This is a genomic window from Arthrobacter sp. 3Tela_A, from assembly GCF_049311025.1.
Classification (GTDB): domain Bacteria; phylum Actinomycetota; class Actinomycetes; order Actinomycetales; family Micrococcaceae; genus Arthrobacter_B.
In genome coordinates, this window is record NZ_JAXIOM010000019.1 from 33,131 (window position 1) to 54,044 (window position 20,914).

A 20,914-nucleotide genomic window follows, 5' to 3' on the forward strand; every position below is an offset into this window, starting at 1 on the left:
CTGTGTGTAGCTCTAAGGGAGTTGCTGCGGTGCCTGCCGGCTAGGGAGCGGGGCAGAAGGACGGCAGCTGGTCCAGTGTCGCGTTGGCGGGGCACGGATCGAAGGTGAAGATCACGAGGGTGCCGAGCACGATGATGACTACGGCTGCGGAGTACAGCACGGTCTTGAGCCACATGCGGGTGGAGTTCTTCTCCGCGTAATCGTTGATGATCGTGCGGACGCCGTTGGTGCCGTGGAGCATGGCGAGCCACAGCATCACCAGGTCCCAGACCTGCCACAGCGGGGAGGCCCACTTGCCGGCAACAAAACCGAAGTCGACGGCGTGGATGCCGTCGCCGACCATGAGGTTCACAAAGAGGTGCGTGAAGATGAGGATGACCAGCAGTGCACCAGAGATGCGCATAAACAGCCATGCGATCATCTCGAAGTTGCCCTTGCCGGAACCGCTGCGGGTGTACTTGGGGGAGATGCGTCCGGCCCGGGGGGCCTCAATTGAAGGAGAGCTCATGGCTTAGTGACCCCCGAAGACGATGGGAAGGTGGCGGATGGAGAAGCCGATCATGGTCACAACCCAAAGACCGACGACGCCCCAGAGCATCTGGCGCTGGTACTTGGGTCCCTTCTTCCAGAAGTCGATCAGAATCACCCGGAGGCCGTTGAAGGCGTGGAACACGATGGCGGCGACGAGGCCAAGCTCACCGAGGCCCATGACGGGGTTCTTGTACGCTCCGATGACCACGTTGTAGGCCTCGGGCGACACGCGCACCAGCGAGGTATCCAGAACGTGGACCAAAAGGAAGAAGAAGATCACCACGCCAGTAATCCGATGGGCGACCCATGACCACTGGCCTTCGCGGCCGCGGTAAAGCGTGCCTGCTGGTAACTTCGACACTGAATTTTCCTCCCTGCGTCGCAGCGGCGCTAGCGTGTCTTCCACGCAGTGATGACGCCGGTGCGAGAGCACTTAATAGCTCAAGCATAATCTAGGTCCCGTCCGAAACGGGATCAATTTAGGTTCCCCTACTGTGTGACCTGGCTTACACTGCGCGGTGCCTGGCGGCAGCGACGTACCCGTGTCTGCACCGTGTCTCAGGGGAACTCTCAGCTAACCTTGGCATTGATGAGTGCTGAAATGACAAATGTGAACCCGGCAGCAGCTGCGGGCGCCGACATATTCGACCGCTTTTACGGCGTGATTCCGGCCGGGGGAGTGGGGACCAGGCTGTGGCCGCTGTCCCGTGCCGCCGCGCCGAAGTTCCTGCACGACCTCACCGGTTCCGGGTCCACGCTGATCCGTGCGACGTACGACCGGCTGGCACCGCTGTCCGAGGACCGGGTCATGGTGGTGACCGGACAGCTGCACCGTGCCGCCGTCCTGGCGCAGCTGCCTGAAATCCAGCAGGAGAACCTGGTGCTGGAAAACGAGCCCAAGGACTCCGCGGCCGCCATCGGCCTGGCCGCGGCCATCCTGTACCAGCGCGACCCCTCAATCATCATGGGTTCCTTTGCGGCAGACCAGGTAATCACTCCCGTCGAGGTCTTCCAGGAGACCGTCCGGGAAGCCATCCACACGGCAGCCCAGGGCTATATCGTCACCATCGGCATCCACCCCACTCATCCGTCCACGGGTTTTGGCTATATAAAGGCCGGGGATGCGCTGGAGATCGACGGCGCACCGAGTGCCCACTCCGTCGTCGAATTCGTGGAGAAGCCCTCCGAAGACACCGCGCGCGGCTACCTGCGCAGCGGAAAGTACAGCTGGAATGCCGGCATGTTCGTGGCCCCGGTTGCCCTGATGCTTAAGCACCTGCTGGCCAACGAGCCGGAACTGCACGCCGGGCTGATGGAAATCGCTGAGGCGTGGGACACCGAGAACCGCCGGGAAGTGGTGCTGAGGGTCTGGCCGACGCTGCCCAAAATTGCCATCGACTATGCGGTGGCTGAACCTGCCGCAGCGGCCGGCGACGTCGCCATGATCCCCGGCATCTTCAGCTGGGACGACGTAGGGGACTTTGCCGCCATCGGCCGGCTGAACCCGGCCGAGGAAAACAGTGAACTGACTGTCATGGGGGAAGGCGCGCGCGTCTACTCCGAAAATGCCTCGGGCATCGTCGTCTCCGACACCAAGCGGGTAATTGCACTGATCGGCATTGAGGACGTGGTGATAGTTGACACTCCTGATGCACTGCTGGTGACGACCAAGGACCACGCCCAGGAAGTCAAAAAGGCCGTGGAACACCTCAAGGCGAGCGGCGACACCGACGTCCTGTAGGCAAACCCTTAGCTGGAGCGTATCCAGGGCGACTGTACGCAGTTGTCCGGCTCACCTTCTTTGCCCGTGGGAAGTCTTAAAGTCATCCAGTTCCCGCAGACCAGCGCAGGTTGGCTAACCTTGAATACGTGCAGACAACCCCACTTACCAGTTCACCGGTTCCGTCTATCCGGGGCAGTGTTGCTCCGATTCTGGGTGAGCTGATCGATTTCCGGCGGGATCTGCACTCGCACCCCGAGCTCTCGCACAAGGAGTTCCGCACCACGGATCGGATCGTCGAGGCGCTTGAAGCTGCGGGCCTGCAGCCCAAGCGGCTGGAAAACACCGGCGCCTATGTGGACGTTGGAGACGGCCCGATCGGCCTGGCGCTGCGCGCAGACATCGATGCGCTGCCTGTCCTCGAGGAAACCGGTCTTCCTTACGCCTCGGTGAACACCGGAATTGCCCACGCCTGCGGCCATGACATCCACACCACCGTTATGCTCGGCGCTGCCAGGGTGCTGGCAAAGCTCGACGCCGAGGGATTGCTGGGCGGGCGGATCCGGGTGATCTTCCAGCCGGCAGAAGAAGTGATGCCGGGCGGTGCCCTGTCCGTGATCGAACAGGGAGTGCTCTCCGGAGTTCCGCGGATCCTTGCCCTGCACTGCGACCCCCGCGTCGACGTCGGGCAGGTAGGCACCCGGATCGGCGCCATCACCTCCGCCTCTGACACAATCCGGATTGAGCTCTCCGGCCGGGGCGGGCACACTTCCCGGCCGCACCTGACCGAGGACCTGGTTTTCGCCCTGAGCCAGATCGCCGTCAGTGTTCCGGCCATCCTGTCCCGGCGGATCGATGTCCGCAGCGGTGTTTCCGTTGTCTGGGGGCAGATTCACGCCGGATCAGCCCCGAACGCCATCCCCGGCCACGGCTTTATGGCAGGCACCATGCGCTGCCTTGACGCCGAAGCATGGCACGCAGCCGGTGAGCTGCTCGACGACGTGGTGCGCGAAGTTGCCGCACCCTACGGCGTGGAGGTGGCACTGGAGCACACCCGGGGGGTTCCGCCGGTCATCAACTCCGAAGCCGAGACCGGGCTGATTGAGGCTTCCGCCCGTGCTGAGCTGGGGGAGGACTCGGTGGTGCTGACCCCGCAGTCAATGGGCGGAGAGGACTTCGCCTGGATGACCCAGGCCATCCCCGGCGCCATGATGCGCCTCGGTACCCGCACGCCGGGAGGGGAAACCTTCGACCTGCACCGTGGCGACTACAACCCGGACGAACTGGCCATCAGCTGCGGTGTCTCGGTCATGGCGGCTGCCGCGGTGCGTGCTGCGCGGGGCCTCCGGCGCTGATTCAAGCGTTGTCCAGCGGCCGTTCCGGCACCCGGTGCGGCACCCTTAACAGTGCCGCGATTGATAACAACATGTAAACAAATGTTCCCCAGGACACTTCTGCGCATAGTGGTTCGCAACACATGCACTATGGTTAGGTCTTGCTGCGCTCCATGAGGGAAGGAGCGCGCACCACACGCACCTGCGAAGGCCTTCCCGTCCGGCGGGCCGAGCCGCAGTTAAGGCGGTGGAAAACTTTTCTTTTCTGGAGGAACATTGAAGAATTTCCCGCGCGGCTTCAAGCGCAATGCCGGTGTATCCGCTGCCATGCTGGGCGCGTCGGCGCTTCTGCTGGCCGGTTGCGGTGCCGCCCCGGAGGAAGACTCCGCATCCAGCGGTGAGGCAAGCGCCAACGGCGACTTCCTGGCCTGCATGGTTTCGGACTCCGGCGGATTCGATGACCGCTCATTCAACCAGTCCGGCTTCGAAGGCCTGAAGGCTGCGGAGAAGGACCTCGGAATCCAGGTCAAGACGGCTGAGTCCCAGTCGGAGACCGATTTCGGCCCGAACCTTGACTCCATGGTTGTCCAGAACGGCTGCGACATCACCGTCACCGTCGGCTTCCTCCTGGCCGACGCCACCCAGGAAGTGGCTGCCGCGAACCCGGAGAGCCACTTCGCCATCATCGATGACAACTCCATCGAGCTGGATAACGTCAAGCCCATCATCTACGACACCGCCCAGGCTGCATTCCTGGCCGGCTACGTAGCTGCCGGAACGTCGGAGACGGGCAAGGTTGCCACCTACGGCGGCATCAACATCCCGACTGTCACGATCTTCATGGACGGCTTCGCCGACGGCGTTGCGTACTACAACGAAGAGAATGGCACCAACGTCGAGGTCCTCGGCTGGAACAAGGCAGAGCAGACCGGTTCCTTCATCGGAGACTTCACCAACACCGGTGCAGGCAAGACCACCACTGAGAACTTCATCAACGAAGGCGCCGACATCATCATGCCGGTCGCCGGACCGGTGGGCACGGGTACGCTGGACGCCGTAGTTGAAGCCAATGCGGGCGGCGGCACCAACAAGGTGATCTGGGTCGACTCCGACGGCTACGAGACCGCCGGCAACGGCAAGGAGTACATCCTGACCTCCGTCATGAAGCTGATGGGCCAGGCCGTAGAGGACGTCATCACCACTGACGTCGAAGGCAACTTCGACGCCGAGCCGTACATCGGCACGCTGGAGAACGGCGGCGTCACGCTGGCTCCGTACCACGACCAGGAAGACGCTGTTCCGGCTGAAGTCAAGACCGCTGTAGATGAGATCAAGGCGAAGATCATCTCCGGCGAAATCACCGTAGAATCTGCTGCCAGCCCCAAGTAAACAGGGCAGACAGCAACCCTGAACCGTCGTCCGTCCGGATGTACTACCACCGGGCGGACGGCGGTTCGTTCTGTTCCGGGTAACCTTCACTTTGGGGGTACCCAAACACTCAGACACAAACAGATTGGTTGGGGTTGTGAAACTCGAACTCAAGGGCATTACCAAGCGCTTCGGCTCCCTGGTTGCCAACGACCACATAGACCTGGTGATCGAGCCGGGGCAGGTTCACAGCCTGCTCGGTGAGAACGGGGCGGGCAAGTCAACGCTCATGAACGTCCTGTACGGCCTCTACGAACCCACAGAGGGCGAAATCCTTATCAACGGCAAACCCGTTGTCTTCTCAGGTCCCGGCGATGCCATGGCGGCAGGAATCGGAATGGTGCACCAGCACTTTATGCTGGTGCCCGTGTTCACCGTTGCGGAGAACGTAGCGCTGGGCAACGAAACCACCCGCGCCGGGGGATCCCTGAACCTGGAAACCACACGGGCACGCATCCGGCAGATCTCGGAGCAGTACGGGTTCGATGTTGATCCCGATGCCGTCGTTGAGGATCTGCCGGTCGGTGTGCAGCAGCGCGTTGAAATCATCAAGGCACTGATCCGGGACGCTGAAGTCCTGATTCTTGATGAACCCACCGCCGTGCTGACCCCGCGGGAGACCGATGAGCTGCTGGCGATCATGCGCCAGCTGTGCGACGACGGCAAATCCGTAGTCTTCATTTCCCACAAGCTGCGCGAGGTCAAGGCCGTCTCGGACGTCATTACCGTGATCCGCCGAGGCAAGGTGGTCGGCGACGCTCCGCCGAGCGCCTCCACTACCGAGCTCGCCTCCATGATGGTTGGCCGTTCGGTCAGCCTGAACCTGCAGAAGGAGCCCGCCAAGCTGGGCGAGGCAACCTTCCAGGTCCGTGACCTGGTGGTGCTTTCCGACACCGGCCAGGCCGTGGTGGACCACCTCAGCTTCGAAATCGCCAAGGGTGAGATCCTCGCCGTCGCCGGCGTCCAGGGCAACGGGCAGACCGAACTCACCGAAGCCATCATGGGCCTGCAGGAGCATGTCGCGGGATCAATCAAGCTCGACGGCGAAGAGCTCGTCGGCAAGCGCGTAGCCCAGATCATTGACGCCGGCGTGGGCTTTGTGCCCGAAGACCGCAGCGTGGACGGACTCGTGGGGACGTTCACTGTCGCGGAGAACCTGGTCCTGAACCGCTACAACAAGGCGCCGTTCGCCAAGGGCCTGTCCATGCGTCCGGCGGTCGTGGCCAGGAACGCGGCAGAGAAGATCGAAGAGTTCGACATCCGCACGCAGTCTGCCGAGGCCGCAGCAGGGACCCTGTCCGGCGGCAACCAGCAGAAGGTCGTCATGGCCCGGGAGCTGTCCCGGCCGCTGTCCCTGTTCATAGCCTCCCAGCCGACCCGCGGCGTCGACGTCGGATCCATTGAGTTCCTGCATAAGCGGATCGTGGCAGAGCGCGACGGCGGAACACCGGTAATGATCGTTTCCACTGAACTGGACGAGGTCCTGGAACTGGCTGACCGGATTGCCGTTCTGTACAGCGGCCGGCTAATGGGCATTGTCCCGGGCAACACATCGCGCGATGTGCTGGGCCTGATGATGGCCGGCATGGGCGCTGAAGATGCACTTTCGCACCAGAGTGAGATTGAGGGAGGGGCGAAGTGAGCCCGGAGGAAGCAAACAGGCAGCAGGGCGATCCCGCCCCCCGCAAGGAGGAAGCAGCTGCCGATGAGACTCGGCTGCTGAATGCTGCCGAAACCGCCGGAGGGGCACTTCCGCCGCCGGCCGTGCCAGTGCCCGAGGCCGAACTCCATCCGGAGACCGGCAGTGAATCCCTCCTGCGCCGCATCGTCACGGGCAACGCCCTGGTGTCGGTACTCTCCGTGCTGATGGCCCTGGTGGTGGGCGGCCTGCTCATCGCCCTGACCGATGAAGAAGTCGCGGACGCCGCAGGCTACTTCTTCAACAAGCCCGGCGACATGCTGGGTGCCGCCTGGTCCGCGGCGTCGGGTGCTTACGTGGCCCTCTTCCAGGGCTCGGTCTTCAACTTTGAAGCCGACACGTTCTCCCGGATGATCTACCCGCTGACCCAGACACTGACCGTGGCGACACCGCTGATCTGTGCCGGCCTCGGCGTCGCCCTCGCCTTCCGTGCGGGCCTCTTCAACATCGGCGCCCAGGGCCAGATCCTGATCGGCGCCACCCTGGCAGCCTGGGTCGGCTTCAGCTGGCACCTCCCCGTTGGCCTGCACCTGCTGATCGTCATTCTTGCCGGTGCCGTCGGCGGCGCCCTGTGGGGCGGCATCGCCGGCCTGCTGAAGGCACGGACCGGAGCGCATGAGGTGATCGTGACGATCATGCTCAACTACATTGCGATCCAGCTGGTGCTCTTCCTGCTGACCACGCCCGGATTCCAGCGCCCGGGCTCCACCAACCCCATCAGCCCGCAGCTGGATGAGAGCGCCATGTTCCCGCCGCTGTTCGGTTCCGGCTTCCGCCTGCACTGGGGCTTCATCATGGCCATCGCTGCCACGGTCTTCATCTGGTGGCTGCTGAACCGGTCCACCGTGGGCTTTGAGCTCCGCGCAGTGGGCGCCAACCCCGCTGCTGCCCGCAACGCCGGCATCAACACCACCAAGGGCTACGTGATCGTCATGCTGATCGCCGGTGCCCTGGCCGGCCTCGCCGGTGTAGCCCAGGTCTCCGGCACCGAAAAGGTGCTCACCTCGGGTGTGGCTGCCAGCTTTGGCTTTGACGCCATTACCGTTGCACTGCTGGGCCGCTCCTCACCCTGGGGAACCTTCGCGGCAGGCCTGCTCTTTGGTGCCTTCCGCGCAGGCGGCGTCACCATGCAGACCAGCACCGGCACCAACATTGACATTGTCCTGGTGGTCCAGTCGCTGATCGTCCTGTTCATCGCCGCACCGCCGCTGGTCCGGTCCCTGTTCAGGATCCCGCCGCCCGGAGCCTTCAAGACCTCCGGCAAGCGCATGACCAAAAAAGCCGATGCAGCGCAAGGAGCAGCATGAGCACCGCAACAACTCTCGCCTCCAAGGACCGGCCGGCAGACCTGCAGGCCATCCGCAGCTGGAAGACCCCGATTATCCTCGGTGTCCTGGCTGTGCTCGGCTTCATCACCTTTGGCCTCGGTGCCCCGTCCAGTGACGTCACGTTCCGCCTGACGGACGCCGACGCGGCTATCCAGCTGCCCAACATCGTTGTTTCCGCTCCGGTGCTGGGCTGGATTTCCGCCGTCGTGCTGCTGGCCTCAGCCGCCTACGCGTTCATCCTGGTCAACCGCTACCAGCATGTGCCGGCCTGGCTGATCGCCGTCTTCGCGGTCTTTTTCATCGCCGCGTTCCTGACCTGGGCGGTGGGCAGCGCCCGCAGCCCCAGTGTGGCACTGTACGGCCTGCTGGCTGGCTCCTTCACACTGGCGTTCCCGCTGATCTTCGGCTCGCTCTCGGGTGTGCTGTGTGAACGCTCCGGCGTCGTCAACATTGCCATTGAAGGTCAGCTGCTCTTCGGCGCCTTCGCCGCCGCAGTGGCAGGCTCCCTGTCCGGGAACGCTTTTGTGGGCCTCTTCGCGGCGGCCATCGCCGGTGTGCTGGTGTCGCTGGTGCTGGCAGTCTTCAGCATCAAGTACATCGTGAACCAGGTGATTGTCGGCGTCGTCCTGAATGTGCTGGTCTCCGGGCTGACCGGGTTCCTCTTTTCCACCGTGCTCAGCGCGGACTCGGCCAAGTGGAACTCGCCGCCGCGCCTGGACAAGATTGCGATTCCGCTGCTCTCCGACATCCCGATCCTCGGCCCGATCCTGTTCGACCAGTCGGTGATCGGCTACCTGATGTACATCGCCGTGGCTGCTATCTACTTCGGCCTGTTCCACACCAAATGGGGCCTGCGCACCCGTGCGGTGGGCGAGCACCCGAAGGCCGCAGACACCCTCGGCGTGAACGTGAACCGGATGCGCTTCTGGAACGTCCTGCTCGCCGGTGCGGTTGCCGGCGTCGGCGGTGCGTTCTTCACGCTCGTTGCGGTCTCTTCCTTCAACCGGGACATGACCTCCGGCCAGGGCTACATTGCCCTGGCGGCGCTGATCCTCGGCCGCTGGAACCCGATTGGTGCCCTGTTCGCAGCACTGCTGTTCGGGTTCGCCTCGAACCTGCAGTCCGTGCTGAGCCTGCTCGGTACTCCGGTGCCGAACCAGTTCCTGGCGATGCTGCCCTACGTGGTGACCATCTTCGCCGTCGCCGGTGTTGTGGGTAAGTCGCGCGGGCCGGCGGCCAGCGGCATTCCATACATCAAGAGCTGATCCGCACTCCAACCAGGAACAAGAGGACACACAGATGAACGCAGTTACCCCTGCGCCTGAAATTGACTGGAACGCCCTGCAGGATGCGGCCCGCGAAGCCATGGCCAATGCCTACGTTCCCTACTCCCGCTACCCCGTGGGAGCAGCGGCACTGACCGATGACGGCCGGATCGTCTCCGGCTGCAACATCGAGAACGCCAGCTACGGTCTGACCCTGTGCGCCGAGTGCTCCATGATCAGCCAGCTGAACATGACCGGCGGCGGACACCTGGTGGCCTTCACCTGCGTGGACGGTGAGGGTGAAATCCTCATGCCGTGCGGGCGCTGCCGGCAGCTGCTCTACGAATTCCGGGCACCGGGCATGCAGCTGCTGACCGTCAGCGGAATCCGGACCATGGACGAAGTGCTGCCCGATGCTTTCGGACCCCAGCACCTGGAAGGACAGGCAGGCAAATGAGCGAGCGTTTTGACACCGTAGACATCATCCGGGTGAAGCGGGACCGGGGGACCCTCAGCCCGGAGCAGATCGACTGGACGATCGATGCGTACACCCGCGGAGTGATCGCCGACGAGCAGATGGCCGCCCTGAACATGGCGATCCTGCTCAACGGCATGAACCGGGAAGAAATCTCCCGGTGGACCGCTGCGATGATCGCCTCGGGTGAGCGGATGGACTTCTCCTCGCTGGGCAAGCCCACGTCCGATAAGCACTCCACCGGCGGCGTGGGAGACAAGATCACCCTGCCGCTGGCACCGCTTGTCGCAGTCTTCGGGGTTGCCGTTCCGCAGCTGTCGGGCCGCGGCCTGGGCCACACCGGCGGCACGCTGGACAAGCTCGAGGCCATTCCCGGCTGGCGTGCTGCGCTCAGCAACGACGAGATGATGGCGCAGCTTGCCGACGTCGGCGCCGTGATCTGCGCTGCCGGCGCGGGACTGGCCCCGGCGGACAAGAAGCTCTACGCCCTGCGCGATGTGACGGCCACCGTGGAGGCTATCCCGCTGATCGCCTCCTCCATCATGAGCAAGAAGATCGCCGAAGGAACCGGCTCGCTGGTCCTGGATGTGAAGGTGGGCTCGGGTGCGTTTATGAAGAACGTGGACGACGCCCGGGAGCTGGCGCAGACCATGGTCACACTCGGTAAAGACGCAGGCGTAAACACTGTGGCGTTCCTCACGAATATGTCGACGCCGCTGGGCCTGACCGCGGGCAACGCGATCGAGGTTCAGGAGTCGGTGGAGGTGCTCGCCGGTGGGGGTCCGGCCGACGTCGTCGAGCTGACAGTGGCGCTGGCCAAGGAGATGCTCGCTGCCGCGGGACAGCCCAACGCCGATCCCGCCGCAGCCCTGAAGGACGGCCGTGCGATGGACGTGTGGCGCCGGATGATTTCCGCCCAGGGCGGGGATCCCGACGCCGAGCTGCCCGTGGCGAAGGAATCGGAGACCATCGTGGCCTCCGCCGACGGTGTGCTCACCGAACTGGATGCCCTCTCCGTGGGTGTTGCCGCCTGGCGCCTCGGCGCCGGACGGGCGCGCAAGGAAGACGCTGTGCAGGCCGGAGCGGGCGTGCGGCTGCATGCCAAGCCCGGTGACTCGGTCAAGGCAGGCCAGCCGCTGATGACGCTGCTGACCGACACCCCGGAGAAGTTCGAGCGGGCGAAGGAAGCCCTCGAGGGGGCCGCCGTCATTGCGCCTCAGGCCTCCGGAGTGCAGCCGCTGATCATCGACCGGATCAGCTAGCCCACCCCCGGTCCAGCTCCATCGAGATGACAGAAACTGCCCGTATCGGCTCCGATACGGGCAGTTTCTGCTATCTCGATGGAGAGGGTGCAGGGGAAAGCCAACGGACTCAGGGTTCAGGCAGGGGTTACTCAGGGTGTTCCCGGGGACATGCCCGGTGACGGGCACTGATTCGGAAGTGGCATCGTTGTAGATGACAGATACCGACCCAAGGAGTGCCGCCCATTGGACGTTCTAAACGCCGTAATGGACAACATCAACAACTTCGTCCTGACCTACTCGGGCGCCCCATGGGTTTACCTGGTGCTTTTCGCCTGCTGCCTGCTGGACGGCTTCTTCCCCCCGATCCCGAGTGAGTCACTCGTGGTGGGGCTCGCCGCCCTGGTCTTCCTGGACGGCGGCCCGAACGTCTGGCTGATCGCGCTCTCCGCGGCGGCGGGTGCCTTCATTGGGGACAACATCGCCTACGCCCTCGGACGCACGCTGCGCACGGACAGATACCGCTGGATGCGCGGACCCCGGATGCAGCGCGGTTTTGTCTGGGCCGGCCGCGAGCTGGAGAAACGCGCGGTGTCCCTGATCCTGATTGCCCGGTTCATCCCGGTGGGCCGTGTGGTGGTCAATCTGACCGCCGGAGCCACCCGCTTCCCGCGGCGTATGTTCGTTGCGCTAACGGGCGTGTCTGCCATCCTCTGGGCAGCGTACTCCGTGGCCATCGGTGCCCTCGCCGGAGCCTGGTTCAAGGAGAACCACCTGCTCGCCGTTGTGGTGGCGATCGCCGTCGCCCTTGTCCTGGGCCTGATCATCGACCGGATCATCGCCAAACTCCGCGGCCCCACGCCCATCCGCACCCGCCAGCCGCTGGTGGAGGAGCGGGTCAACTCCGAGCCTTAAACACGCTCGGCGGCCCTCACGTAGAGTTGGCATGTGACTGAGCCCATTTCGAATCCCGCCGCCCTTTCCAGTTTCGACATCCGCGTTCTGCCTAAGGTTTCGCTGCACGACCACCTCGATGGCGGGCTGCGCCCGGCCACCATCGTGGAGCTTGCCGAAGCCGTTGGCCACACGCTGCCGTCCACCGATCCCGTTGCCCTGGGGGAGTGGTTCCGCGAATCCGCCAACTCCGGCTCGCTGGTGCGTTACCTGGAAACCTTTGACCACACCATCGCCGTGATGCAGACCCGCGAGGGACTCGCCCGCGTGGCCCGCGAGTTCGTTGAAGACCTTGTGGAGGACGGCGTGGTCTACGCCGAAGTCCGCTGGGCACCCGAGCAGCACCTCACCGCGGGCCTGAGCCTGGACGAGGCCGTTGAAGCCGTCCAGGAAGGCCTGGAGGCAGGCGTGGCGGCTGCTGAGGCCAGCGGCCGCCTGATCCAGGTTGGCCAGCTGATCACGGCCATGCGCCACGGCGACCGCGGCATGGAAATTGCCGAACTGGCGGTCCGCCACCGCGACCGCGGAGTTGTTGGCTTCGACATCGCCGGTGCCGAAGACGGCTTCCCGCCCTCCCGGTTCAAGGACGCCTTCACGTACCTCGCCGAGAACATGTTCCCGGTAACCGTCCACGCCGGTGAAGCTGCCGGAGTGGAGAGCATCAGCGACGCGCTGGTACACGGCCGTGCCCTCCGCCTCGGCCACGGCGTGCGGATCGCCGAGGACATCGAGGTTGACTTCGAAGACGAGGAAGCGCCCGACGCCGGTGAGGACGCCGCCGTCGGCATGGTCACGCTAGGCGAGGTGGCGGCCTGGGTCCGCGACCGCGGCATCGCCCTGGAAATCTGCCCCTCCTCCAACCTGCAGACCGGTGCCGTGGAGTCCTTCGGCGGGGACATCGAGTCCCACCCGATCGACCTGCTGTTCCAAACCGGCTTCGTGGTCACCGTGAACACCGATAACCGGCTGATGAGCGGCGTGAGCCTGACTGACGAGTTCGAACTGCTCGTAGCCACCTTCGGGTACGACCTGGATGACCTCCTGGAGCTGACCCTGAACGCCGCCAACGCTGCCTTCCTGCCCCTGGAAGAACGTGCTGTCCTCGCCGAATACATCACCGAGGGCTTCAGCAACGCCCGTGACTGATTCCCCGCACGGCAGCAGGGGCCTGGGCCCGGAGTTCATCCGTCTGGCCCAGGTCGTTGCGCAGCTGCGCGAACGCTGCCCCTGGACCCGTGCGCTGACCCACGAATCGCTGCTTGAGTACCTGCTCGAGGAGAGTTACGAGGTCATCGAGGCTGTCGAGACCGGGCATACCCGGGCAGAGGATGCCCGGGAGCTCAGCGGAGAACTGGGGGACCTGCTCTTCCAGGTACTGCTGCATGCCCGCCTCCAGGAGGAAGCCGGCAACTTCGCCATATATGACGTCGTCACCGGCCTGACAGACAAAATGATCCGCCGCAATCCGCACGTCTTCCGCCCGGACGGCTCCCTGCAGGAGGCCACCACCGGGGACACCGCGGAAATCGAGCGGGCCTGGGACGCGGCGAAAAAGACCGAAAAACCCCACCGCACCAGCCCGTTCGAAGGCATCCCCGCCGCCCTGCCCGCGCTGGCCCTCGCCGCCAAGGCGCAGGAACGCGCACGCAGGGCCGGGCTCCAGGTGCCCCGGACCGGCCCCGCGCTGCCGGGCTTTGACGGCGAACAGGAGCTTGGCGACCTGCTCTTCGAAGCCGTCCGAGAGGCAGCCGAACAAGGCATCGACCCCGAAGCAGCGCTCCGCGGAGCGGTGCGCCGTTTTACGGCACAAAGCCCCGGTACTGCCGATTGACGCCCCGAGTCCTTACTCCGAAGCCGGATTCCACTAGGCTTGGAGCAGACAGCGTGGTCCCCGTCATAGGCCTGGCTGTAGTTACCAACCCAAGTTCCAATGAACAGGAGCATTCCCATGGCCATCATTGATGCCATTCACGCCCGCGAGATCCTCGATTCGCGCGGAAATCCGACCGTAGAGGTCGAGGTACTGCTCGACGACGACACGTTTGGCCGGGCCGCAGTGCCCTCCGGCGCTTCCACCGGCGCCTTTGAAGCCAACGAACGCCGTGACGGGGAGAAGGACCGCTACCAGGGCAAGGGCGTGCTGCAGGCCGTCGAGGCAGTGATCGACCAGATCCAGCCCGCGCTCCTGGGCTTCGACGCCGCTGACCAGCGCGCCATCGACCAGGCCATGATGGATCTGGACGGCACCGAGAACAAGTCCGGCCTGGGCGCCAACGCCATCCTCGGCGTTTCCCTCGCCGTCGCCCGCGCAGCCGCCGAATCCGCTGCACTGCCGCTCTACCGCTACCTCGGCGGCCCGAACGCGCACATCCTGCCCGTTCCGCTGATGAACATCCTCAACGGCGGCTCGCACGCGGACTCCGACGTCGACATCCAGGAATTCATGATCGTTCCCCTCGGCGCCGATACCTACTCCGAGGGCCTGCGCTGGGGCGTTGAGGTCTACCACAACCTCAAGTCCGTGCTGAAGGAACAGGGCCTGTCCACCGGCCTGGGCGACGAAGGCGGCTTTGCTCCGAACCTGCCCTCCAACCGCGCAGCCCTTGACCTGATCCTGGAAGCCATCAAGCGCGCCGGCTACGAGCCCGGCCGCGACATCGCGCTGGCCCTGGACGTCGCCTCCTCCGAGTTCTTCAAGGACGGCGCGTACGTCTTCGAAGGCCAGAACCGCAGCGCCGAGGAAATGTCCGCGTACTACGAGGAACTGGTGCGCGACTACCCGCTGGTCTCCATCGAGGATCCGCTGGATGAGAACGACTGGGAAGGCTGGAGCGCACTGACCGCCCGCCTCGGCGACAAGGTCCAGCTGGTTGGCGACGACCTGTTCGTCACCAACCCGGCACGCCTGGAGACCGGCATCAAGCAGAACGCCGCCAACTCCCTGCTGGTAAAGGTCAACCAGATCGGCACCCTGTCCGAGACCCTGGACGCCATCACCATGGCCCAGCGCGCCGGCTACACCACCATCACCTCGCACCGCTCCGGTGAAACCGAAGACACCACGATCGCGGACATCTGCGTTGCCACCAACGCCGGCCAGATCAAGACCGGTGCTCCGGCACGCTCCGAGCGAGTCGCGAAGTACAACCAGCTGCTGCGCATCGAAGAAGAGCTCGACGACGCCGCACGCTACGCAGGACGCAGCGCTTTCCCGCGTTTCACGGCCTAATAACTCCGCTGCCGGTGGGTACCCTCGAATATGGGGGTGCCCACCGGCGCTGTTTTCGGTCCTGCCAGGTCCTTCCCTGCGCTGCGGGCACCGCCGCGAGAAACGACCGGCCCGGAAAAGCCCGCCAGAGACAGGAGCAGCATGTCCACCCGACGCCCGAAGGTACCCCGGCCTGCCGGCCAGCCCGGTGGAACCCAGTCCGGTGGAACCCAGCGGCGTCCCGGCTCTGCCCCGCAGTCCTCAAGCAGCACACGGGCATCAGAGAGCACAGGGCACTCAAGCAGCACGGAATCCCCGAAAAGCACCGGGCCTGCGAAGATGACGGGACGCCGGAACCCGGCGGATTCGACCAAGACCCCGTCCAGGGGCGCCAAGCCGGCCAAGGCAGCCAGAGCAAAGCCGGCCAAGCCCGCTGATCCCTCCGAAGCCCGCGCTGCCGCACGCCAGGAGCTGGCCGCCGAAATCCGCCGCGACGTTCCCGCAGCGGACACCACGGCCGCACCCACCCGCACCGAACCCTCGCTGAAGCCGGTGCCGGCCAAATCCTTCTCCGGACGGCTGCTTGCCCTGGGCATCGTGATGGTTGTCATCACCGTGCTGCTGGCACCGTCCGTCCGCACTTTCCTGCAGCAGCGCTCGGAAATCGCCGCCTTGGAGGCTGAAATCGCCCGCGAGCAGGAAGTTGGGCGTGAACTCGAAGAGACGCTGGACCGCTGGGAGGACCCCGCATACATCAAGGCGCAGGCCAGGGAGAGGATCTTCCTGGTGATGCCGGGGGAGACCCGCTACCTGGTCAAGGGTGAACACGGCGTGGAGGACGTCGAGGAGCAAGCCGCTGCACAGGCGCCGCAGGACCTTGAATGGGTCGACGCGCTCTGGGATTCGGTTCTCCGCTCAGCCACCGCACCCTAAACTTTGCGCCGGGCACAGTAGGCTGGTGCAGAGAGACATCACCAGTTCGGGTCCCCTGCGGACCCCCAGGAAGGACCTTCCGGCATGACCCCAGAGCAGCTCACCCCGACCCAGGAAGACCTGGAGACCCTGAGCCGCCAGCTCGGACGTCCGGTCCGCGACGTCGTCGAAATCGGGGCCCGCTGCGTCTGCGGCAACCCGCTGGTCGCCACCACCGCGCCGCGGCTCAGCAACGGGATTCCCTTCCCCACCACCTATTACCTGACCCACCCCGTGATCACCGCCGCCGTTTCCCGGCTTGAGGCCTCCGGACTGATGACGGAAATGACGGCACGGCTGGAACAGGACCCGGAGCTGGCCGAACGGTACCGCCACGCCCACGAGGCTTACCTCCAGGTCCGCAATGAGATCGGCGAACGCACGGGTACCGGACCCGTGCCGGAGATTGACGGTGTTTCCGCGGGTGGCATGCCTACCCGTGTGAAGTGCCTGCACGTCCTGGTTGGCCATTCGCTGGCCGCCGGACCGGGCGTGAACCCGCTGGGCGACGAAGCCCTGGACGCCATCGCCGAGTGGTGGACCCGTGAGCGCTGCTATTGTGTTGGCGCATGGGACACGAACAGTCCTGCACCATCACGTGACCTGAGCCGACACACCAAGACCCAGGGCCTCTCTGCACAGGAACTGGACCAAAAGCGGGCTGCCAGGCGTGCGGCGCTGCAGGCTGAACAGCAGGCAGCAGCGGGGGAGCAGGAGGACACAATGGAACAGAACGCAGGAACGCCCGGAGTTGTCCGGGTGGCTGCCGTGGACTGCGGCACCAATTCAATCCGTCTCCTGATCGCCGACGCCCACACTGAAAACGGCGTTACCCGGCTGACCGACGTCGTTCGCCTAATGCGCATTGTCCGCCTGGGCGAAGGCGTGGACGCGACCGGACGGCTCTCCGACGCCGCACTGGAGCGCACCTTTGAAGCCACGGACGAATACGCTGCCCTGATCCGCGAACACGGAGCGCAGAAGGTCCGATTCGTCGCCACGTCAGCCACCCGCGACGCCGAGAACCGGAAAGAATTCACCGAAGGTATCCGCGCCCGGCTGGGCGTTGAACCCGAGGTCATTTCAGGTGATGAGGAAGCCGGGCTGTCCTTTGCCGGGGCATCCAGCGTCCTCGCCGGGGACAAGGGCGCCCGGACCCTCGTCGTCGACCTTGGCGGCGGCTCCACAGAGTTTGTCCTGGGAATCGACGGCCACGTCCTGGCAGCCAAGAGCACGGACATGGGCTGCGTGCGGTTCACCGAACGCCATCTGGTCTCCGACCCGCCCACCGAGGCTGAAATCGCCATGGCCCGCGGCGACATCCTGGACATGATCGCCCAGGTCCTCCAGACCGTTCCGCTGGCCACCGCCGACCGGCTCATTGGTGTTGCCGGAACCATCACCACCGTGACGGCGCATGCCCTGAAACTGCCGGAACACTCCTCCGAAGCGATCCACGGCACCGAGCTGAGCAGCGGTCAGGTGGACCACGCGGCGTCCTCACTGCTCCATATGAGCCGTGCCGAGCGCGCAGCCCTGCCGTACATGCACCCCGGACGCGTCGACGTGATCGGGGCCGGCGCACTGATCTGGCAGACAATCGTTGACCGTATGTCGGAACTTACCGACGGCCGCGTGGAATCCGCGATCACCTCGGAGCACGACATCCTTGACGGCATAGCCCTGAGCACGCTGCGGTGAACGGGGAAGCAGGGCGGCGCCGGAAGGCCGGCGCCGCGGTTAGGCGTGCTGCCGGTGCCGGGGCGTTCTCGCTTGCGGCCGTAGTCCTTTTCCAGCTGGCAGCCCCGGAGGCAGCCCACGCGGACGAATGGCGCGACAAGCAGTACTGGCTTTCCGACTACGGCATCACCGAGGCCTGGAAGAAGAGCCAGGGTGAAGGCGTCAAGGTGGCGGTCATCGACACCGGCATCGACGCCGGCCACCCGGACCTTGCCGGGGCCGTCACCGGCGGAACGGACGTGTCCGGCGCCGGTGATCCCGCCGGTACGCGCGGCCTGGGAGTGAACCCGGAGCACGGAACCCTGGTTGCCACACTGCTGGGCGGACGCGGGCATGCCGCTGAAGTAAGCAAAGAAGACACAGACGGCAAAGCCGATAAAGACGATAAAGACAAGGACAAAGACGCCTACAACGGTCCGGGCGCCGGACCCGACGGCATCATCGGCGTAGCGCCAAAAGCTGAGATCCTCGCTGTCTCAGCGTGGATCGGCGGCGCGAATCCCGGCGGCATTCCGATCGACGAGCAGCTGCCCAACGCGGTGCGCTGGGCCGTGGACAACGGTGCCAAGGTCATCAACATGTCTCTCGGGTCCACCTCCACGGCCTGGCCCGAAAGCTGGGACGAGGCCTTCCTCTATGCCGAACAGAACGACGTCGTTATTGTGGCGGCAGCCGGCAACCGCGGTGTGGGGATGACCCAGGTGGGGGCACCTGCAACGATCCCGGGTGTCCTGACCGTCGCGGGACTTGACCGTGAGGGACGTGCGAGCTGGGATTCCTCATCCGAGGGCATCAGCATCGGTGTTGCGGCGCCGGCTGAGAACCTCGTGGGCGGTCTGCCTGAGGGACCCTCGCGCTACGCCGAGTGGTCCGGAACTTCTGCAGCCGCGCCGCTGGTTTCCGGCGTCGCGGCCCTGATCCGTTCTGCCTATCCGGAGCTGACCGCCCCTCAGGTGATCAACCGGATCATCACCACGGCAAAGGACAGCGGAGCTCCCGGCCGGGACACGCTCTACGGGTACGGCATCGTGGACGCAGCAGCTGCCCTGAACGCCGATGTTCCGGCCGTCGCCGGGAACCCGCTGGGAACGATCGAGGAATGGATTCGGATCCACCGCCGCGGTGAAGCCCCCGCAGCAGAAGACACTGCGCCTCCGCCCGGCCAGAGCCTCCCGGACATCCCCGAGCCCCAGGTGCCGGTGGCAGCTGATCCCCGCGCCGGGAACGACCCGCTGCCGGCCGGTCTGGTGCTGGGATTCGGTGGGTTGATCCTGCTCGTTGGTGCCGGCGGCGCCATTGCCGTGCTACGCGTAAGGCGCTCGGCGCAGGCAGCCGGGAACGGTTCGCCGGACCCGGAACCGGCAGACGAAACCGACACTGCCGGGGATGAGATTAAACACCCGTCTGAGCCTGCTCCACACGCCTGAACAGGTGCTTCCGGGCCAGCCGAAAACCCCCGCAGTGAAGCCCGATAACGGCTGTTCCGCAAGGTGAAGAAATGAAGTCGTGAGACTTAGTGAAGACTTTCACAAGTCGGGTAGGATGTTGCCCATGGCATCGCAAACACAATTCTCTGATCGTCCCCGCGTTCTGGTGGTTGGCGGTGGTTACGTCGGTCTGTACGTAGCCAAGAACCTCCAAAAGAAGGTTAAGGCCAACGGCGGGATCGTTACGGTGGTGGATCCGCTGCCGTACATGACCTACCAGCCCTTCCTTCCCGAGGTCGCAGCCGGAACCATCAACGCGCGCAACGCCGTTGTTTCCCACCGCATGCACCTGAAGGACACCGAGCTGATCTCCGGCAAGGTCGTGGCCATCAACCACGCGACGCACACCGCAACGGTTGAGCCGGCTGACGGCGGCGCACCGTTCGAACTGAGCTACCGCGACGTCGTTATGGCCGCCGGTTCCGTCACGCGAACCTTCCCGATTCCGGGCCTCGCCGAGGTCGGCATTGGCATGAAGACCATCGAAGAAGCCGTGGAAATGCGGAACAAGGTGCTCGAGCGCATCGAAACCGCTTCCCTGATGACCGACCAGGCTGAGCGCGCCCGCGCCCTGACCTTCGTCGTCGTCGGCGGCGGCTTCGCCGGTATTGAGACCATCACCGAAATCGAAGACATGGCCCGTGGCGCCGTGCGCGAGAACAACCGCCTGAAGCGGGAAGACCTGCGCTTCGTCATGATCGAAGCCATGGGACGCGTTATGCCCGAGGTCAAGCCGGACCAGGCTGAGTGGGTTGTCTCCTCCATGCGTGAGCGCGGCATTGAAGTCCTGCTGAACACCTCCCTGGCCAGCGCCGAAGGCGGCCTGCTGAAGCTCATCAACATGGCGGACAAGTCCCCGGCCGGCGAGTTCGAAGCTGACACGCTCATCTGGACCGCCGGTGTGCAGGCCAACCCGATGGTCCGCGCCACCGATTTCCCGATTGATGACCGCGGCCGCGTGCGTGCGAACGCCGAACTGCGGATCACCGGCGATGACGGTCCCCTGGAAGGTGCCTGGGCAGCAGGCGACGTATCGGCTGTTCCCGACCTCACCGGCGGCGGCGTCGGCGGTTTCTGCGTTCCCAACGCACAGCACGCTGTCCGCCAGGCCAAGCGCCTGGCCAAGAACCTGCTGGCCGACCGCTACGGCGAGGGCCAGGTTGTTGAGTACCGCCACAAGAACCTCGGCGCAGTTGCCGGCATGGGCCAGTACAAGGGCGTTGCCAACATCATGGGCTTCGGCATGAAGGGCCTCCCGGCCTGGCTGGCCCACCGCGGCTACCACGGCATGGCCATGCCGATGTTCGAGCGCAAGTTCCGCGTGATCTCCGGCTGGGCATCGAACTTCTGGTTCGGCCGCGACTTCACGCAGCTGATGCACCTGAAGAACCCGCGCAAGGCCTTCGTGGAGGCCGCAACGCCGGCCAAGAAGCCTGCTGCAAAGTAACACCAGCGAGACTGCCATACAGCGGCGGCCGCCCGGCTGCGGGTCCGGCGGGCCCCCCGGGGGGGGTTAGGGGGGGGGTTTGCCC

At 65.0% G+C, this 20,914-nt stretch carries 17 protein-coding genes and 2 pseudogenes; 17 read left to right on the plus strand and 2 right to left on the minus strand.

The window, feature by feature from the left end; all coding sequences use genetic code 11:
- Window positions 1-40 precede the first annotated feature (40 nt).
- Complete coding sequence (locus tag TVC13_RS07860; protein ID WP_422400662.1) at window positions 41-508, minus strand: succinate dehydrogenase hydrophobic membrane anchor subunit; 468 nt, start codon at window positions 506-508, stop codon at window positions 41-43.
- A 3-nt stretch (window positions 509-511) separates the two neighbouring features.
- Window positions 512-892 carry a succinate dehydrogenase, cytochrome b556 subunit gene (sdhC, locus tag TVC13_RS07865; RefSeq protein ID WP_422400663.1) on the minus strand — a complete coding sequence of 127 codons (381 nt, stop codon included), beginning with the start codon at window positions 890-892 and terminating at the stop codon, window positions 512-514.
- 228 nt (window positions 893-1,120) lie between these two features.
- Between sdhC and TVC13_RS07870 the strand changes: the two genes are divergently transcribed.
- The 17 genes and pseudogenes from TVC13_RS07870 to TVC13_RS07950 all read left to right on the plus strand — a co-directional run bounded on the left by TVC13_RS07870 (window position 1,121) and on the right by TVC13_RS07950 (window position 20,829).
- Window positions 1,121-2,272: a mannose-1-phosphate guanylyltransferase gene (locus TVC13_RS07870; protein WP_422400664.1), complete on the plus strand. Its 1,152-nt coding sequence runs from the start codon at window positions 1,121-1,123 to the stop codon at window positions 2,270-2,272.
- 128 nt (window positions 2,273-2,400) lie between these two features.
- Window positions 2,401-3,606 (plus strand): amidohydrolase, encoded by a 1,206-nt coding sequence (locus TVC13_RS07875; protein ID WP_422400665.1) that lies wholly within the window; start codon window positions 2,401-2,403, stop codon window positions 3,604-3,606.
- A 255-nt stretch (window positions 3,607-3,861) separates the two neighbouring features.
- Window positions 3,862-4,974, plus strand: coding sequence for a BMP family lipoprotein (locus tag TVC13_RS07880; protein ID WP_422400666.1), 1,113 nt, complete (start codon window positions 3,862-3,864; stop codon window positions 4,972-4,974).
- Between the two features lie 136 nt (window positions 4,975-5,110).
- Window positions 5,111-6,655: an ABC transporter ATP-binding protein gene (locus TVC13_RS07885; RefSeq protein ID WP_422400667.1), complete on the plus strand. Its 1,545-nt coding sequence runs from the start codon at window positions 5,111-5,113 to the stop codon at window positions 6,653-6,655.
- Window positions 6,652-8,019 (plus strand): ABC transporter permease, encoded by a 1,368-nt coding sequence (locus TVC13_RS07890; RefSeq protein ID WP_422400668.1) that lies wholly within the window; start codon window positions 6,652-6,654, stop codon window positions 8,017-8,019. The genes TVC13_RS07885 and TVC13_RS07890 overlap by 4 nt, the downstream gene beginning before the upstream one ends.
- Window positions 8,016-9,305 carry an ABC transporter permease gene (locus TVC13_RS07895; RefSeq protein WP_422400669.1) on the plus strand — a complete coding sequence of 430 codons (1,290 nt, stop codon included), beginning with the start codon at window positions 8,016-8,018 and terminating at the stop codon, window positions 9,303-9,305. The genes TVC13_RS07890 and TVC13_RS07895 overlap by 4 nt, the downstream gene beginning before the upstream one ends.
- A gap of 34 nt (window positions 9,306-9,339) precedes the next feature.
- Window positions 9,340-9,762: a cytidine deaminase gene (locus TVC13_RS07900; protein ID WP_422400670.1), complete on the plus strand. Its 423-nt coding sequence runs from the start codon at window positions 9,340-9,342 to the stop codon at window positions 9,760-9,762.
- Complete coding sequence (locus TVC13_RS07905) at window positions 9,759-11,042, plus strand: thymidine phosphorylase (protein ID WP_422400671.1); 1,284 nt, start codon at window positions 9,759-9,761, stop codon at window positions 11,040-11,042. The genes TVC13_RS07900 and TVC13_RS07905 overlap by 4 nt, the downstream gene beginning before the upstream one ends.
- Before the next feature lie 246 nt (window positions 11,043-11,288).
- Window positions 11,289-11,936, plus strand: a complete 648-nt coding sequence (locus tag TVC13_RS07910; protein ID WP_422400681.1) for a DedA family protein — start codon at window positions 11,289-11,291, stop codon at window positions 11,934-11,936.
- A gap of 33 nt (window positions 11,937-11,969) precedes the next feature.
- The gene (locus tag TVC13_RS07915; protein ID WP_422400672.1) at window positions 11,970-13,121 is read left to right on the plus strand and encodes an adenosine deaminase; all 1,152 of its coding nucleotides are present in this window, start codon (window positions 11,970-11,972) and stop codon (window positions 13,119-13,121) included.
- Window positions 13,114-13,806 (plus strand): MazG nucleotide pyrophosphohydrolase domain-containing protein, encoded by a 693-nt coding sequence (locus TVC13_RS07920; RefSeq protein ID WP_422400673.1) that lies wholly within the window; start codon window positions 13,114-13,116, stop codon window positions 13,804-13,806. The genes TVC13_RS07915 and TVC13_RS07920 overlap by 8 nt, the downstream gene beginning before the upstream one ends.
- A 117-nt stretch (window positions 13,807-13,923) precedes the next feature.
- Window positions 13,924-15,204 carry a phosphopyruvate hydratase gene (gene eno / locus TVC13_RS07925; protein ID WP_422400674.1) on the plus strand — a complete coding sequence of 427 codons (1,281 nt, stop codon included), beginning with the start codon at window positions 13,924-13,926 and terminating at the stop codon, window positions 15,202-15,204.
- A 318-nt stretch (window positions 15,205-15,522) separates the two neighbouring features.
- Window positions 15,523-16,116, plus strand: a complete 594-nt coding sequence (locus TVC13_RS07930) for an FtsB family cell division protein (protein ID WP_422400675.1) — start codon at window positions 15,523-15,525, stop codon at window positions 16,114-16,116.
- Window positions 16,117-16,200: 84 nt separating this feature from the next.
- A pseudogene (locus TVC13_RS07935) lies at window positions 16,201-16,788 on the plus strand (DUF501 domain-containing protein); the annotation flags it as partial.
- A 207-nt stretch (window positions 16,789-16,995) separates the two neighbouring features.
- A pseudogene (locus tag TVC13_RS07940) lies at window positions 16,996-17,856 on the plus strand (exopolyphosphatase); the annotation flags it as partial.
- A complete protein-coding gene (locus TVC13_RS07945; protein WP_422400676.1) occupies window positions 17,853-19,322 on the plus strand; it encodes a S8 family serine peptidase in 1,470 nt (489 codons plus the stop codon). The pseudogene TVC13_RS07940 and the gene TVC13_RS07945, both read left to right, overlap by 4 nt.
- A gap of 124 nt (window positions 19,323-19,446) precedes the next feature.
- On the plus strand, window positions 19,447-20,829 hold the full coding sequence (locus TVC13_RS07950) for an NAD(P)/FAD-dependent oxidoreductase (protein ID WP_422400677.1): 1,383 nt from the start codon (window positions 19,447-19,449) through the stop codon (window positions 20,827-20,829).
- Window positions 20,830-20,914 lie beyond the last annotated feature (85 nt).